The following is a 16,383-nucleotide window of genomic DNA, read 5'->3' as shown; positions in this document are numbered from 1 at the left end:
TATTTTTGGGTAAGAAGCTTTCTTACCCTATCTTTTTTGAGGCGATTTGTCTAGAGTTATCTCCCTGTATGCTTTTCAGACGACCTGTCACCCCGTCAGAGCATTATGTTATTATTAGACCTCTTGCAAAATAATTTTCTGATATAATAGAAGGTTTTGCTTTACTTGATTAGACATCTCCCAAAAGCCTGTGAATAACAGGCAGGATGCCTGTTCCACAATTATGGAGATGTCTAATTCAAAACTTCCAATTATAACATATATCTTTTTTGCAAGAGGTCTATTGTAAATAAACTCTAGGATACAAAGTTATGGACAGAATAAATGAAGCAGAACTACTAAGACGATATACTGCTGGGGAGAGGGACTTCAACGGGCTTGATTTGAGCCGAGCTAGATTGAGTGGGGTTAATCTCAGTGGAGTTAATCTTAGTGAAGCAAATCTGGGTAGCGCCGTTCTGGACGAAGCTGATTTAAGTGAAGCCTCTCTGAGAAATGCTTGGTTGAACGGGGCTATCCTTGAGAGGGTCAATCTGAGTGGAGCTAACTTGGAAAGCGCCAACTTGGAAGCGGTTTACATCAGAGATGCCAACTTGAGTAGGGCGAACCTGAGAAATGTTTGGTTTGCCTATGCCTTTGCACAGCGCAGTAACTTTACAGGAGTTAACCTCAGTGGGGCTATACTTCACGAAACCAGCTTGGATAATGCTCTTTTGATTGGCGCTGACCTTCAAGGTGCCGAGTTGGATCAAGCTGGACTCAGTGATGCCAATCTCAGTGGGGCTAATCTCAGTGGGACTATTCTTAAAGAAGCCGACTTTGATAATGCCAACCTTACCAATGCCAATTTGAGGGCTGCCAATATCGAAGATTGCTTCCTTGCGAAAGCTATTTTCTGCAATACCATTATGCCAGATGGAAGTATTGCGAACAATATTTCTGGGTATGAATGAGGAATATAGCGATCGCAAATGAATTGTAAATCACAAATCATGTATAATAATGAGGACGTAAATCTCAGTAGGAGTTGAGATGTCCCCAAAGAAATCGGCAGAAAAATTTGTGGAGCATGAAGTCCAAGCTTTATGGGAACTCGAAAATTTTATTGCCAGCAATCCCGACCCAAGAGAACTTAAAAGAGCTGCTTCTATCCGCATGTTAATTGAAGGGGTTCGCCGCGAAACTATTCAAAAGATATTGGGAGTATCATCTCCATTTATCAGTAAGTGGAAAATCAATTATGCGTTGCATGGAATTGAAGGGTTGCGCTTAAATCATCAGGGTTCGCGGGGACAACTTAAGCCTGAAGAACGAGCGGAAGTCATCCAATGGTTAACCAATAAAAACCAGTGGGACTTATCCGAATTATCAAATTATATAGCCGAGCGATATCAGATTGAATTTCCATCAAAAACTAGCTACTACCAACTTTTTAATTCAGCGGGAATTAGCTGGAAAAAATCTCAAAAAAAAATCCAAAACGTGATGAAGAACTCGTCAAAAAAAAGCACCAAGAAATCTGTGAAATTCTGGAAGAACACCGCTCAGCTATAGAATCGAGAAAGCTTGTGGTGTATTTGATTGATGAGTGTCATCTATTGTGGGGAGATGTCTGTGGTTATCTTTGGGGAAGGCGCAACGAGAGAATAGAAATACCAGTGGTGAATCAGAGAGAAAAACAAACTTATTATGGCGCAGTAAATTATTTAACAAAACAGTTTGTTCTGCGAGAATATGCAAGGGCAAATTCTGAGAATACAGTGGCTTTCTTAAAAGACTTACAATCTTTAAATCCCGAAGCCAGACATTTGATTATTTGGGATGGAGCCAGCTATCACAAATATAAAGAAATGAAAGCTTACCTAGAAGAAATTAATCAAGGGTCTGAGCGGGCTGAATGGCCTTTAACTTGTGTCCTGTTTGCTCCTAATGCTCCGGAGCAGAATCCAGTCGAAGATATTTGGCTTCATGCCAAGACTTGGGTGAGAAAATTTGGGAATCGGATCGGTTCTTTTTCCTTGCTTAAATGGTTCTTCAATTTTACCATACAGGAACAAAGCTTTGACTTTCCCAAGTTACACAAATTTGGTATTTTTGAACCAACACTCAATGGAACTGCTGCTCGCTCCAACCCTTAATTAATTTACGAATGATTTGCGATCGCTATATTATTTTAGAGAACGCTGATTTAACTGATATTAACTTGAGCAATGCTGAACTCAATGAAGTTTACCTCATGGGTGCTAATCTAACTGGTGCCAACTTGAGTAATGCTTCTTTGTATATTGTGAGTCTTGCCTCTGCTAACTTGGAGCAAGCTATATTCCGCAATACTACTCTTGATGAAGTTAGTTTTGAGCCTCCAAATCCACGATATATAGAAGTTCGTAAATTGCTCGAACAGTACGCTGCTGGGGAGAGAAATTTTGCGGGAATTAAGGTTAATAACACTGCCCTGAGCGGGGTTGACCTAAGTGGAATCAATTTGAGCAAAGCCCACCTTATGACTCTCAATTTGAGCAATGCCAATTTGAGTAATGCTCACTTGCCAGGAGCTAGAATGCTTGGTACTAACCTAAGTGGCGCGAATCTGAGCGGGGCTAATCTAAGAAATGCCGACCTCAGCGGTGCGAATCTGAGAAAAGCTAATCTGAACGATGCCGACTTAAGAGATGCTATTTTGAGTGGTGCTGATTTGACCGAGGCTGACTGCGAGAGAACCAAAACTGAAAATGTTATTTTGGTGGCAACCAACCTGACAGGTGTCAAAGGTTTTGGCAGTGGGATAGGAGCTTTTGTCTGCAAAACCATTGAACCAGGGGGAGAATTCGTAGAGGGACCCGATTGGATTGAGTAAATAAACTTATAAATTTAATATTATACCAATATTAATTTAACAGTTTTGAGTAGCGATAGGAGACCAGAAATAATCAGAATTTTATTCATAAAAGGTAAGAGTGAAAGTGCGTGCTAATATGAAAGCATAAACAACTTGCATAAGAAAGCTATGGACGTTGAAGAACTATATAGGCGTTACGCTGCGGGAGAGAGGGATTTCTCTGGAGTTGATTTAAGTCGTGCTAACTTAAACGTTGCTGACGTGACATACGTCGAAGACCTAGAACCAGGTCAAAATGACTTGAGCGGTATCAATCTCAGCGGTGCTAACTTGACTAAAGCAAATCTGAGTCTTGTTAATCTCAGCGGTGCTAACTTAAGCGATGCTCAACTTGATTGGGCTAAGCTAGCTGAAGCTGACCTATCGGGGGTCAATCTTAGCAATGCTAGTTTATCTTCTGCCGAATTATGCCGAATCGATCTGAGTGGAGCTGACTTAAGTGGGGCAAATTTGGATTGTACTGACTCAACAGGAGCCAACTTAAGGGGAGCTAACCTCAGCGGGGCAAGTATAGCTGAAGCTATATGGGAAGCAACTGACTTGAGCGGTGCTAATTTGAGCGAAGCTAATTTGACACAAAGCGCTCTTTGCAATGCCAATTTAACAGGGGCTTGCTTAAGAGATACAAATTTAGAGGAGCCTTCGCTAGATGGAGCTAATTTAACCAATGTAGACTTAAGTGAATCTTTCATCAATTTAGATATGGCTAACATTAACAGAATTAGGGGCGCAATTTTGTGTAATACAACTATGCCAGATGGCAGTATTAGGAATGACCATTGTCAGTAAATAAGTTTTCTGTATTAAAAGTAGCGAGGAAGAATTGATTCGCCCTCGCTAGTTAAGCAATTATTGCCAAGTGTTAGCTACTACCAAAACTTAGGTAACTACATTTGGAAAATCATTAACTGTCACTGAACCAATATAGGATCGGCTCTCCAATATATTTTCAATTTCATCTGGGAGGTTGGAGAGAAGGTCAAGACCTGTAAGTTCTTCAATCCTGTCAACAGTAGTTATGTTTTCCGGATCAAACCACGGTATTCGCGTTGTACCGGGATAATTAGGAAAATTAGGTAGCATGACAGCTATTACAGGTGTATTTGCTGTTACATCTGCTATACCTTGTCCAGGTCTTAGAGGTACAATCACTTTCCACATGAATTCAGGAAGATTAATGTTCTCTATATTGAGGGGGTTATCGGGTGGTAATTCGTCATTATACGATTCATATCCACCCGCAATGTTATACAATTCCCAACCACGATCCTTAACAATTCCCTTACTAAAGACTTCTAACGCTCGCCATGCTCCTCTTTGATTCTCCCCTGGTTCTTGTGGAAGTAAGTTCGTTGTCAGGAATGTAGCAAACTGATCTTTCTGAGTTCTTTGACGCTGTTCTCTAGCAGTCAAGTGACCTCGGTCAAAACCACTATTTCGGTATTCCCATCCCTCGGTTGTATCTAATTCACTGGGAAGTGCGCTATCTGACCTCCAAGGGAAAGGATCGTAAGGCTCTGCACCACCCCCCTGTGGTGATCCAAGATTGCCCAACCACGTTTTGTTGATTTGCCAACTAACCCAATTAGAACCTTTGTTACTCTCATTATAAGAGAGCGAATACTGTGGCTTTTCAATCAGATAATTGTTGGCATTGTTCGCAGCATCAGGTCTAGCTACTTGTCCGTTTAAAGTAGGATTACCAAACATGAGGTGAGTGCTCTTAAAAAAGACATCATCCAAATAAACCGTATTATTCCCTTCTAACTCAAACTTCAGCTTAGCTGACTTACCACGCAATACTTCAGGTACATCAACGTGGAAAGTTTCAAACCCTAAATTACCATAACCAATGCGGTTAGTGTCAGTATCAGCATAGCCTATAGGGTAAGCTATTTCTGGTAAGGCACCGGGATTGACTCGACCATCGGCTACTCTCAAGTCAATGTTACCTATGGGTTGATAATTTTCATAACCAGGTTCATCGCCTTTCATAGAAACCTTTAACGTGCCACCATTAGGATTAGGAACATGAAGATTAAATCGCAACGCACCCCAGTCAGGCACAACAAACTGATTGTGTGTAATGCTGTCACCAGATGTTAATCTCAGAGCGTAGTTAGGTTGAGCTGGATCGTACCCTACCTCTGGTCTGTAATTGTCGAGACTAGGAATATCCCTCCAATCAACCAACTTACTTGTCGGCGACGCAATATTTGACGTACCGCCGTGAAAAGACCAGCCCGGAATCGCATTACTAATAGCATTTCGGAACAAACTACGCGGATTAAAGACAGCATCAAAGTTGCCACCAAAAAGAGTAGGAATCGCAAAATCTCCCCGCATCCGCCTTTCCGCTGTATTGTCAAAAGAAAGAGGCACGCGCTCCACATTATTAGTCGGTCGTAAATTAGCGATCGCACCCGTATTAGGATCTTTAGTCAACCCACCTCCCAGAACAGAATAGAACCAACCAGTACCCATACCCTTCCTTTCAGTCAAAAAATAAGGTATTATTAAGAGCTTACAATGATTATAAACTAAGGACAAAAGTTATGGATACCGAAGAATTACTCAGAAGGTATGCTAGGGGTGAGAGAGATTTTACTGGTATTAATTTGAGCCATGCAAAATTGAATGGTGCAGACCTTGGTGGTATCATATTGAATGATGCTGAACTTAATTATGCAAGTTTAAAGGGTGCAAAACTAAGTGGTGCTATGTTGAATAAAACCAATTTTTTTCAGGCCAACTTAAATGGTGTTGACCTCAGCAATACCACCTTAAATGGTACTAACTTCTGGCAGGCAAGTCTGTCTGGTGCGTACTTGAGTGGTCTCTCCTTAGAAAGTATTAACTTAGAAAATGCCTATTTGACAGGTGTTCATCTATTTGAATGCCGTATTGATAACAGTAATTTAGCAGATGCTAATTTGAGGGGGGCCTATCTGCTACAGGTTTTAATCACAAATACTGACTTTCGCAGAGCCGATTTCAGTGGGAGCAAACTAGAAGATGTTTCTATGGAAAATGTTAACCTGAGTAATGCTTGCCTTATAGGTGCAGAAGGGATTGTTATACGTGGGATAATAAGTCTACGGCTAGAACGGATTAATTTCAACAATGCCACAATGCCAGATGGAACAATCTTTAGTAGTTGTTAGTACAAAATAACAGGTATTGAACATTTACTAAATTAGTGCCAGCCTAGTCACGGAAATTTAGGTAGCCAATCACAATGCTCTTGTGCCATACCAAGTAATGAATCTATTTCCACTTAGCTCCTAAGTGTCTGCACAAGAGCTAGTCAAGATTGGATAGAAGGTCAAGACCGGTAAGACGTTTAAGATCGACAGTCGTAACAGTCCAGGTTTGCCAATCTCTCCACTGAGCCAAGCTTGTTATAGGAGAACGATGTTCCGACGATGGCAACAAACCATTTAGCGGATGCGGTATTGGGGTCGAAAAATCGGTTGGTGCTGGTCTATTAGGCGTTATTACAGAGATAACATTTGTGTTGGCTGCTGTGATATCATTTATGCCTAAACCCGGGTGATCCAAGACCAAGATATTTTTCCAAGTATAATCAGGAACATTGATCATTTTATCGTTAATTGTTCCTAATGTTCCATATCCACCAGCAGTAATGTAAAGTTCTTTACCTTCTAATGCTAACTGGTAGCAATATTCTTCAAGGTTTCGCCACGCGGTATTACTAACATTATTTCCAGGGTATTGCGGAAGTGCATTCGTCATAAGAAATGTAGACAACATATCCTTCTTATCTCGGTTTCGTTGTTCGGAAGTTGCCATGTGACCGCGGTCGTAGAGGTTGTTTGGATAGCCTTTGTAATCCTCACTTGTAACTAGCGGACTAAAAGGAATAGGTAAGGTTTCATCGGACTTGAATACACCGCTTCTTGTTAACTCACCCAGCCAGGAACGGTTTAATTGCCAAGTTACCCATTTGGGATTTTTAGAGTTGTTATCGTAAGACACTGTATATTGTGGCTTCTCTAATAGGTAGTTGTTTTGTTGGGCAGGGTCACGGCGAGCTTCTTCTCCATTGTAAGCAGGATTACCGAATTTGAGGTGAGTGCTTTTAAAGAAGACATCATCTAAGAAAACTTCACCACCATTTAATTCAAACTTTAGTGTAGCTGATTTTCCTCGCAGGTCTTGGGGTATCTCATCTATATGAAATGTTTCAAATCCTGTAGTACCAAAGCCAATCCTGAATCGATCTGAGGGGTAAGAAGTTTGTGAGCTGGAATTTTTATTTTCTGCTGCACTTAGAACAATAACTCCAATAGGTTGATATTCGTCGTACCCTGGTGCATCTCCTTTGATAGAGACCTTAAGTTCTCCGTTAGTGAGTTGAGGAACATGAAGGTTAAAACGTAATGTTCCCCAGTCAGGCACGACAAAGCGATTGTGTGTGATGCTATCTCCCGATGTTAATTTCAAGGCATTGTTAGGTTCAGTAATGCCCAACTGTTCCAGGTAATTTAGTGATAAGTTAGCTCCCTTCTCATTCTTGATGGTACGAGGTTCGTTAAGTGCGGGAATATCCCTCCAATCAACTAACCTACTTGTCGGCGACGCAATATTTGACGTACCGCCGTGAAAAGACCAGCCCGGAATCGCATTACTAATCGCATTTCGGAACAAACTACGCGGATTAAAGACAGCATCAAAGTTGCCACCAAAAAGAGTAGGAACCGCAAAATCACCCCGCATCCGACTTTCCGCTGTATTGTCAAAAGAAAGAGGCACGCGCTCCACATTATTAGTCGGTCGTAAATTAGCGATCGCACCCGTATTCGGATCTTTAGTCAAACCACCTCCAAGAACAGAATAGAACCAACCAGTACCAATACCCTCATTAGGAGCATTAGCAGCACCCAGAGAAAAGTTAGGTTGCCCGCTATATTTAGGCGTGTACCAGGGGTTGACACGAGGGTCTTGAGGAGTTCCACTGAAAGAAAAGTCTCTGTCAAATAGTTGCTCGTAATGCCCATCACCCCGACGCCGCGAGATCGGGTCAACAGGTTGCGTACTAGAAGAATTTTGGCGATACTCAGTTAGTCCTAGGTCAGCAGTCCCCGCATACCACGTCAGGACTCTCCCGTGCGTTCCCCCAGCGAGATCGTCTTTCGTAAACCCAGGTAAACTATTTTCATAACCATCAGCATTGCGTCGAGTACCCAAGAAAACCGTTTCGTCAGGCTTCCCTAGAAGTTCCCCCGCACTGTTTCTGGGAAATTTGAGACCTGCTCTAATCTCTGTTCGCAGAGCATCGGGCCCGCTCAAATTGGGAATGTCTCGACCCGCAGGTGTCAGCGTAGGAATTTGTGGAATGCCTTGGTCGAGCCTGGGCACCGTTTGGTAGTAGTTGTCCGCAAAAGTCACATTCTTCCAAACCTGAACCTTCGGTTCGCGGAAATCTGCAAATCCCGCTTCTCCTAGAAATGGTAACTGTACCGAAAAACTTGGTTGGTCAAAATCATGAGGATCTAATGTAGTCATCTGGAGGTCGCGAAACAGAGAATTCTCCTTCCCGCCAGCTAGAGGGAAGTAAGTCCCTACACGCTGAATTATTTCGCTATTGACCACAGTCCCCCGACTGAAGCCAACAAAGTGCAGTGGCGAATTGAAAATTGCCCCCTGAGAGCGAACAAAATTCCCTTGGCTGTCGAAGTTAGCACCACCTCCTAGCGACTGATCTAGCTGCACTAGCGAAGCAAAGAAACTATCTGCTGCTCCCTCCGTGAAGCCAGAATCGGGAATAGCTGACTCATTATTTTGAGACCAGTCAGGCAGAAGCACTAATGGTTTGTTGGCTTGGAGGTAGGGAGCTATATAGCTCGACAAAGCAGTGCGATAACTGGGAGCTGAAGAGTCAAAACCATTAGGAAAATAAGTTGAATTACTCAAGAAATCACTCTTGACTTGCCCATATTTATTGACCGGAACCCAGTCACCTGTGGGCGAGTCGTAGCGCATGAGCAATCCTTCACCCCCAGTAGTAGCAATGCTGTCAGCCATTTTGTAGAATTCGCTGGGAATCCCTGGTCCGGTAATGACCGGAGGCTTAAAACCGTGGGTCAGTACAGTGACGCTGCTGAAAGTGCTGTTGCCGCCCAGAGCAGGCGGTGGCGATGTTTTGAACTGCCCAACATCAAGATTTCGCTTTCCATCCTTGCTCAAAGCTTCAACAGCCCAATGATAAGTCTGACCAGCCGTCAGAGTCCGATTATCGGGCAGCGTGAACTGGGTATTGGTGTTTGAAGGGTCAAGGGGTAGACCACCAAGCCCCACCCAGCCTTGACCGGGCTTCCAAGTCGCTGTCAGGATGCGGTTGGGGTTATAGTCTAAAGTGCCGAACTGGGAGTTCCATTTTGCTAGCAAGTTTTGCTGCTGCTGTGGGCTGAGATTATTGAAGTTTGGATTTTGGATATTGGCGAGATCCTCCCACCTATCCTCTGGCAACAAACCCTCCCCTTTATCGAAGGTACTGACAAAAAGATTAACCTCTTTCACATCCTCCCAACCCGGAGCAAACTGCCATTGAAAAGTCGGAGTCAGGTCATTTGTAGTTGCACCAGGCCCCTTCAAATTCAGCCAGTCAGTCGGTGCAGAACTCAAATCCCGTAAATTACCTCCAGTACCGACTGGTGCGCGTTTTGTACCCAACGGCACCCCATAAGTAAACTGATTAGCAGGTCGGTTCTCCTGAAGAATCCCATAGTCAGCAGCAATACTAATTGCCGGATTTATATCATCAATAGGAACCCTTGTGAAATCAGCCGCAGTCACAGACCTCGCCGTAGTAGCATTGAAGAAAGGAGACTTAACACCCCTGTCAAGACTATCAATTTTGAATTGACCGGGATTGTCCAGAGTTTTAATCATTTCCTCAACATCGAAAGCATAAACGCTCCCGCTACCACTCAAAGAAGGATAAGAGCCATAAAGGTATTTGTTGTCATTTGATAGTACCAAATCGTTAGTAAGAGCCTCTGGAATCGGTCTGGTAGCACCGATTAATTGAGGATTTGGCCCCAAGGGGTCTTTAATAATCCCAATATTTCCCCCAGAACGCACATCTGCATCAGGGCCAAGACTTGCAGAATTGCGACCAGCCACAAACCCATACCGCCCATCCCGCGTTACAGTGACAGATACCCCCTCATTCACATCAAAATAATCAGTAGGAAAACCCAAACTTAAAGGGGCATAACTCACAGAAGCAGTAAAGTTAAGAGGATCGTCCGAAGTAATTTCCAACACCCCAAAACCAGGCGCGTCATTATTCTGGTCAGGATTACTCCGATTCAATCCGTTTGTGAACACCATTTTCGTCGACTCATTCGTAGCTGATATTCCCTCGGTCTCCGAAATAGTAGGAATAACTCCGATTTGTTGATGCCACTTACGAGGATTAGAATCTTCATCCTTCGGTCGATCCTTCGAGTCAATATTGATTGCATAAATCCGACGATTAGGCACTTGCTCATTATTATCAGAACCCGTGCCGAACAGCCGCCGCCCGTCACTACTAATTGCCAACTGACTCAACCCTAATGGTGAAGTGACGTTAATAGTCTCAACTACTTTGTGATAAGTTGCCGAGTTAGGGTTGATGTCAAGGACGTAAATTTTCGCTTGATTCAAGTCGCCAATGTAAGCATAATCGTCTCTAGGACTGATGACTATTGACTTGGGTCTAGCGCCCGCCGGCAGGACAATGGGATTGACGCCTGAAGTATTTGGCTGAGTATCTACCTGTCGCAGTACCATTGGATCGACCAATGCCACTTGACCTGAATTCCTCAAGGTTGCGTAAACGCGATTTCCGTCGCTAGTCACGGCTGTTGATTCTGCCCAATCTGTGACACCGCTAGTCCCCACAGGAATTTGAGCCAACAGCAAGTCCTTGCTGTTTGTAGTATCAACTACTGATTCGGGGTTTTTACCATTGAGAACCGCTACTCGGTCAGAACCGCCCAAGGCTGCAAAAACGTACTCTGCCCCCTGTGGCAGCCGAATTGGATTGCTGTTGTACTGGATTTCTTTGTATACTGGTGTAACGCCTTTTTGCTCGACGATCTGGTTCTGCTTCCTCTCCAGCACGACGCCTGAAGCGCCCAGCACTACTGTATCAGGCACTTTAACTGCTACTTCATACTGATTGCCCCCAAGAGAGCGGCTGCGTGTCGGTACTACAGTGCCCTCATACATAGAGTTGCCTGCATAGAATTTAACTGTCAAATCTTCAAACTTACTGCCTTTGGAGTCGCTGGCGTTGTTGACTAAAATGTTGCCCCCGGTCAGAAATAAGAGGGGCTCATTGTTCTCAAATTGCTGGTTGTTCTCATCCTTGAATTTCAGTTCAGCTTTTTGGAGGACAGGAGGTGTTGTGGGGTCAGAGGTAGTTGGGGCTGGCATATTCAAAGCTGCCTTGAAAGTGGCGGTGCCGTCGTCGTTTCGCTGCACGCCCACCTCTGTGACTACGGGCAGTCCCACCTTGGGGATTGCTACTACCTGTACTGAAGATATGTCGCGAGTTACTGTAAAGGCTGGGGTGGTAACGAATTTGTCCGGGTCGATTAGCTGGCCGATGTTTCCCTGGGGGTCAATGATGCCAAAAAATGCTAGGGGGAAGTTGTAGTTGAGGGTAAGCTGACCTTTGACTAAGGTAGCGCTGCCTGTCGGACTGGAGTAGACTACTGCGTATTCGCCCGGTCTGACCACACCTGGATAGGGAGGAGACTGGGTGCGAATGTTGCCGTCATCTCCGACTATGCCTGATTCTTCTTGCAGCCAAATCGGATTCCAAGTGCCGGTTGCGTCAGGAATTGCTCCTTTTCGCAGGAAGTATGCCACAGTTCCTGGTGCTAATCCGGCTGGTGCTGGTATTGCTAACTGGGCGGGTATATTCAGGGAGTTATCGCTAAAGTTTAAGTTGAAGGCTCCTGCAAATTCAAATCCCGGTGGTAGCGGTAGGGACAAGTTTTGTTGGTTGACTGGGGCAATGCTGACGGTTGCATTCTGTTTGAGAGCGCCCGGAGGTATCATGACTGCTAGGGTTCCGTCGCTTGAGTTGATGATGCCACCGTCGGTTCCCAAGGCGGTTGTGCCGATTTTCGGTGCTTCGACTCGAACTGGAATGGTGGCGGATGCGGTGCCGTGAATGGCTGTGACGGTGGCATCGCCAAGGCCTACTGCTGTAATGGTGCCGTCGGGACTGACGTTGAGGATGTTGCTGTTGTTGCTAAAGTAGCGTGTACCTGTGCTGGCTGCGGTTAGGTTGGCTTCGGTGAAATTGGAGTTTAAGCCGAGGGACAGTTTCCGCGTTGAACCTGGTGTCAGGGAGACGGCATCTGGGTATGGGTCTAGTCCGTACATTTCGGCTAGTATCTGATGCAGTTGAGCGTCTGTTGTCGGTGCTGGCATCGTCCCAATCCGAATTGGGGTCACTGCTTGCAAGTTATTTCGACTTGCGCTCAAAACTGAAGTACCGTTGGTTAAACCTGTCACTTTCCCCGTTGGATCAATTGGTGCTACTTCTGGATTTATTGAAGTGTAAGTTAGATAAGAATCTGGGAGCACTACACCTTTTTGGTCGGCAAAATCTCCCAGCACAACTAATTCCGTATTTTCTCCTGCATTGAGGATCGGATTTCGCTTCACAAAATCCAAATTCAGCAGCGGAACGTCGCTGACATTGATACTCACCCGCGCTGGACTAGAACTCCCAAAAGCGTCGCTGGCAAGGAAATCAAAGCTGGCAATTCCAGAGAAACCGGTTGCTGGTTTAAAGGATGCTTTGTTAGTTAAGGGATTGAAAATTACAGTGCCGTTTACTGGATTGAGGACGCTAATTGTCAGAGGGTCGCCCTCTGCATCTGTGGCAAGATTGTCTAATGAAATAGTTGTCTCTAATTCTGTATAAGTCCGAGCGCTTGTCGGCGATACAACAGGCGGATTGTTGTTTGAGTTGGAGTTATTGAAATCATCGAGTAATTGCTGCCCCAAAGTTGTATTGCGCCACTCCCTGTTGGGGTTGATAAGCGTATCGAGACTGGGCGCGCTGCCTGTAGCGCCACTGATTTTAAAGATTACGTCATTGTAGTCGCCGTCTGTGGCAGAACCTGCCCACATATCTTCGAGGGCAAAAGCGTTGCCGTTCCCTGTAATGTCGGCTATTGGGAGCAGGTAAGATGTATTGTTGGGATTGGCAGATCCAATGGAGAGTAAAGGACGGTGTTCGGGGAATATGTCTCCCAGCCACGGGTGTTGGTAGGCTAGCTGCACGCCGCCGCTAGGTACGAGCATCACCGCGAAGCTGTCTCCCGGTGTCATGTTGAAGGTTTTGATGCCTTGATATTGTCCCGCACCGAAATCGGATTCGGACGGCATCGCACCGGTGAATTTTGCCCCTTCTGTAGAGTCGTGGATTACAACGTGTCCTAATGTTGAATTGGTTAGAACTCTCCTGGCTGCTTCGGCAGTGAATTCAGGAGTACCGGGGATGAATGCTTCCATGCCGGTTAGGCTGAAAATGCCTAATTCTCCCTCATAGTAACCGCCGTCAAATGTATAGTCAAACTTGACTAATCCTGTTGCGCCTACGATAAATGTGCCTGGTGTTTGCGAATTAGCTGTTACTGCAATTGAGAGCAAAGTTGCGGAGTTGCTGGTACGCTGTATCGCAGCAGGTTGACTTTCACTTATGCTGTCGGCAAATTGAGTGGGTTTTTCTACTAACAGCAATTCATCGCTTGGAGTTGCAGCGGATTTTGAAGGCAGCAATTCATCGCTTGGAGTTTCAACTGCTTCTGGTGTGAAGGTGACAGCGATGTCTTTAAGTGTATCGACAGCAGAGACGCCAGCTAAGAAGTCTGTTTCTGGAGACAATTGTTTGGCAACGCTTGAAGCGAGAAATTCTGTATTGCTGCTTAGCAATTGCCCGCCAACATCGCCAGTTATGGAGTCTGTTTGTTGTGGCTGTTGTTCGAGAATTCTGGGAATGGGCGAGTCTGTTTGCAGCAGAGATTGTTCGATTTGTTGGGAAGCGGTATCAATTACAATTGAGTCAGCTTCTGCTGTAGATTGTTCGATCCTTAAAGTTCCAACTGCATTGGTTTGGCTCCCTTCACCAGTTGCTGGTTTGGTAACATTCAAGTCGGTACCAACTGGCTGTTTTATAATTGGATTAACATCAACATTGATTGTAGAAGTATCTCCGTTTTCTAATGCTATTGTGGTTGTCGGAACCTCAGTGATTTCTGCTATTGTGGTTGTCGGAACCTCAGTAGTTTCCCTTGATGTTGTATTTGTTGGTATTGCGACAGGTGTGATTTCAGATGCACCAATTTTTGTGTTAGCGTTCGTTGGAAGAGTTAAAGGCTGAGCAGGGGAAAATGAGGGTTGTTTATCGGAGTTGTTTGTTGGGACAATCGCGAGATTTGCCGATGGTTTTTCCGCAGCTAATTTGTCTGAACTAACGGTAGTTTGAGATTTATCGTTTGAGTTAGTTGCACCCTTAACTGCAACATTTGGGGGTTGTTTGTCTGAGCCTAGCTTATCTGAAGGAACAGCAGTTTGAGATTCTTTGTCTGACTTGGTTTGATTGACAACTGCAACATTTGATGATTGTTGTTCATAAGGAGTGCTGCCGATTGAGGGAAAATTGGGACTAGCAATAATCGTTTTTGCTGAATCTGTTGTTGGAACTGACTCAGATATTTCTGATGAATTTGCACTTTTATTTGGTATTGTTGGCTCGGCAAAAGTCTGCTCAATCTTCTCTTGAGAGGGCTTAGTTGTCTCGGCAGTGCCAACACTAATAACGGTTGGGCTAGAAGGTGCTAGTTCTGTTTTTTCTTGCGGTTTTTCTTCTAAACCTGAAACAGCCGTAGGTTCTTTTATTTGCGTTGGGCTGCTGTCAGATATACCAATACTTGATGGTAATGATTCTGCTTTTGACGGTTCTTTGCTGCCTGAATTGTCTACTATTGATGCTGTCTGAGGTTTTTGGGCATCAACATCAGGTGTTAATTCTGTTTTATGCAATTTGGAAGTGTCAGAGCTGATTATTGATTCTGTCTTCGGTTTGCCTGCATCAGCACCTATTGGTTCTGTTTTTGGAGATGATTCCTTGTTTGATTCAGTAATTAGTGAGTCAGTTTTCGGCGATTCTTCAGACGTTGTGGCAATTACTGAGTCGGTTTTTGGCAAGTCTTTAGGCGGATTAGCAATTACCGAGTCGGTTTTTGAGGTGTCTTTGGGTGCCGTCTCAATTAGTGAGTCGGTTTTCGAGGTGTCTTCAGACGTTGTATCAATTACTGGATCGGTTTTCGAGGTGTCTTTGGGCTTTGTATCAATTACTGAATCAGTTTTCGAGGTGTCTTTGGGCTTCGTATCAATTACCGAGTCGGTTTTAGTCTCTGCTGTGGAAGCAGAACCCATCAATTTTTTAGCTAGCTCCGAGTGGCTGCTTTGCTGTTCAGAATTAATGAATCGACTCAGGGGTGCGATTTTGGATGTAGCGCCTGTTATTTTAAATATGATATCGTTGTAATCGCGGTCGCTGCCTTGACTTACCCCCATGTCTTCCATGACAAAGAGTTTTCCTTCTCCTGTAATGTCAGCAATTTGACCGATATTAAAGCCGTCGTTGGGGTTGGTTGTAAAGATTGAAAATAGGGGTCGTTTGTCGCCGGCAATTGTGGGATTGTCGTATACTTGCTGTACTGTGCCGTTGGGTACTAGGAGGAAACAAAAATCGTCTCCTGGTGTCATGGCAAATGTTTTTGTGCCGAGGTAGGCTCCTGAGTTGAAGTTTTCACCTGTGGGATTGGAGTAATACGCTCCTTCTGAATTGTCAGAAATTGCGATGTAACCGGATGGGGAGTTGCTTAAGGCGCGTCGGGCTGCTTCTTTGATAAATGCTTCGGAACCTGGAACAAATTTGTCCATTCCTCGTAGGCTGACGATGGCTAGCTGTCCTTGATACCAGCCTCCGTCGTATTTGTATTCTATGCTGACTTTACCTGTTTGCTCTACTTTGAAGGCGTTTAAGTCGAAGTTGGCATTTTGGTCGGTAATATTGTTCGGTATTGGTTTGGTTAGTTCTTCATTTTTGTTGGATGGTACGGTAACTGGTGGGGTTGGATTTGCTGAGCTGCTGTTTGAAGAACCGGGATTTGTGAGGCTATCTGCGGGTGATGTGTCGGCTGGTACGGTTTTTGATGGTAATAACTCTTGAGATTTAGCAGTTGCGGTGTCGCCGGTGAGCGGGTCTACTTTTTTATCTGTGTTTGAGCTTGAGTCTTTTTTAGGAGTGCTAGTTAGTAGGGAACTATCGTTATGGAGTGAGCAGGGCTATTTCATTCTAAACAGCTTCTTCAAAACGTCTAGACCATAGCCAGCGAGCCGTTGTGCCTGTGCCATATTTGTTTCTCCAGCTTCTCGAT

Annotated in this window: 8 protein-coding genes; 6 read left to right on the top strand and 2 right to left on the bottom strand. The window is 44.5% G+C overall.

Annotated features, from left to right (window positions below; translation table 11 throughout):
- Positions 1-311: 311 nt before the first annotated feature.
- The 4 genes from JGK20_RS23140 to JGK20_RS23125 all read left to right on the top strand — a co-directional run bounded on the left by JGK20_RS23140 (position 312) and on the right by JGK20_RS23125 (position 3,688).
- Positions 312-953 (top strand): pentapeptide repeat-containing protein, encoded by a 642-nt coding sequence (locus tag JGK20_RS23140; RefSeq protein WP_293209044.1) that lies wholly within the window; start codon positions 312-314, stop codon positions 951-953.
- 79 nt (positions 954-1,032) lie between these two features.
- A protein-coding gene (locus JGK20_RS23135; protein WP_293232318.1) for an IS630 family transposase occupies positions 1,033-2,138 on the top strand; the annotation gives its coding sequence in 2 pieces (ribosomal slippage) (positions 1,033-1,465 and positions 1,465-2,138; 1,107 coding nt in all).
- An 11-nt stretch (positions 2,139-2,149) separates the two neighbouring features.
- Complete coding sequence (locus tag JGK20_RS23130) at positions 2,150-2,857, top strand: pentapeptide repeat-containing protein (RefSeq protein WP_293232316.1); 708 nt, start codon at positions 2,150-2,152, stop codon at positions 2,855-2,857.
- Between the two features lie 150 nt (positions 2,858-3,007).
- A complete protein-coding gene (locus tag JGK20_RS23125) occupies positions 3,008-3,688 on the top strand; it encodes a pentapeptide repeat-containing protein (RefSeq protein ID WP_194070886.1) in 681 nt (226 codons plus the stop codon).
- Between the two features lie 90 nt (positions 3,689-3,778).
- Here the strand turns inward: JGK20_RS23125 and JGK20_RS23120 are convergent, their stop codons facing one another.
- Entirely contained in the window at positions 3,779-5,383 is a 1,605-nt protein-coding gene (locus tag JGK20_RS23120) for a DNA/RNA non-specific endonuclease (RefSeq protein WP_293232311.1), read from the bottom strand.
- Positions 5,384-5,454: 71 nt separating this feature from the next.
- Here JGK20_RS23120 and JGK20_RS23115 point away from each other — a divergent pair, with 71 nt between their 5' ends.
- The gene (locus tag JGK20_RS23115; protein WP_293209142.1) at positions 5,455-6,063 is read left to right on the top strand and encodes a pentapeptide repeat-containing protein; all 609 of its coding nucleotides are present in this window, start codon (positions 5,455-5,457) and stop codon (positions 6,061-6,063) included.
- Between the two features lie 139 nt (positions 6,064-6,202).
- Here JGK20_RS23115 and JGK20_RS23110 read toward each other — a convergent pair whose 3' ends face one another.
- Entirely contained in the window at positions 6,203-15,886 is a 9,684-nt protein-coding gene (locus tag JGK20_RS23110) for a DUF4114 domain-containing protein (protein ID WP_293232309.1), read from the bottom strand.
- A gap of 61 nt (positions 15,887-15,947) precedes the next feature.
- Between JGK20_RS23110 and JGK20_RS23105 the strand changes: the two genes are divergently transcribed.
- Complete coding sequence (locus tag JGK20_RS23105; protein WP_293209087.1) at positions 15,948-16,175, top strand: hypothetical protein; 228 nt, start codon at positions 15,948-15,950, stop codon at positions 16,173-16,175.
- Positions 16,176-16,383: the final 208 nt, after the last annotated feature.

Origin of the sequence: Microcoleus sp. PH2017_05_CCC_O_A (assembly GCF_020738785.1) — a bacterium.
Taxonomy (GTDB): domain Bacteria; phylum Cyanobacteriota; class Cyanobacteriia; order Cyanobacteriales; family Microcoleaceae; genus Microcoleus.
Note: the sequence above shows the minus strand (reverse complement) of the source record. Positions and strands in the feature narration are given on the sequence as shown.

Bases quoted from the DNA above. Each gene is read 5' to 3' on its own strand.
- JGK20_RS23140 (WP_293209044.1), top strand. From the start codon at position 312: ATGGACAGAATAAATGAAGCAGAACTACTAAGACGATATACTGCTGGG.
- JGK20_RS23130 (WP_293232316.1), top strand. From the start codon at position 2,150: ATGATTTGCGATCGCTATATTATTTTAGAGAACGCTGATTTAACTGAT.
- JGK20_RS23125 (WP_194070886.1), top strand. From the start codon at position 3,008: ATGGACGTTGAAGAACTATATAGGCGTTACGCTGCGGGAGAGAGGGAT.
- JGK20_RS23120 (WP_293232311.1), bottom strand. From the start codon at position 5,383: ATGGGTACTGGTTGGTTCTATTCTGTTCTGGGAGGTGGGTTGACTAAA.
- JGK20_RS23115 (WP_293209142.1), top strand. From the start codon at position 5,455: ATGGATACCGAAGAATTACTCAGAAGGTATGCTAGGGGTGAGAGAGAT.
- JGK20_RS23110 (WP_293232309.1), bottom strand. From the start codon at position 15,886: ATGGACAAATTTGTTCCAGGTTCCGAAGCATTTATCAAAGAAGCAGCC.
- JGK20_RS23105 (WP_293209087.1), top strand. From the start codon at position 15,948: ATGCTGACTTTACCTGTTTGCTCTACTTTGAAGGCGTTTAAGTCGAAG.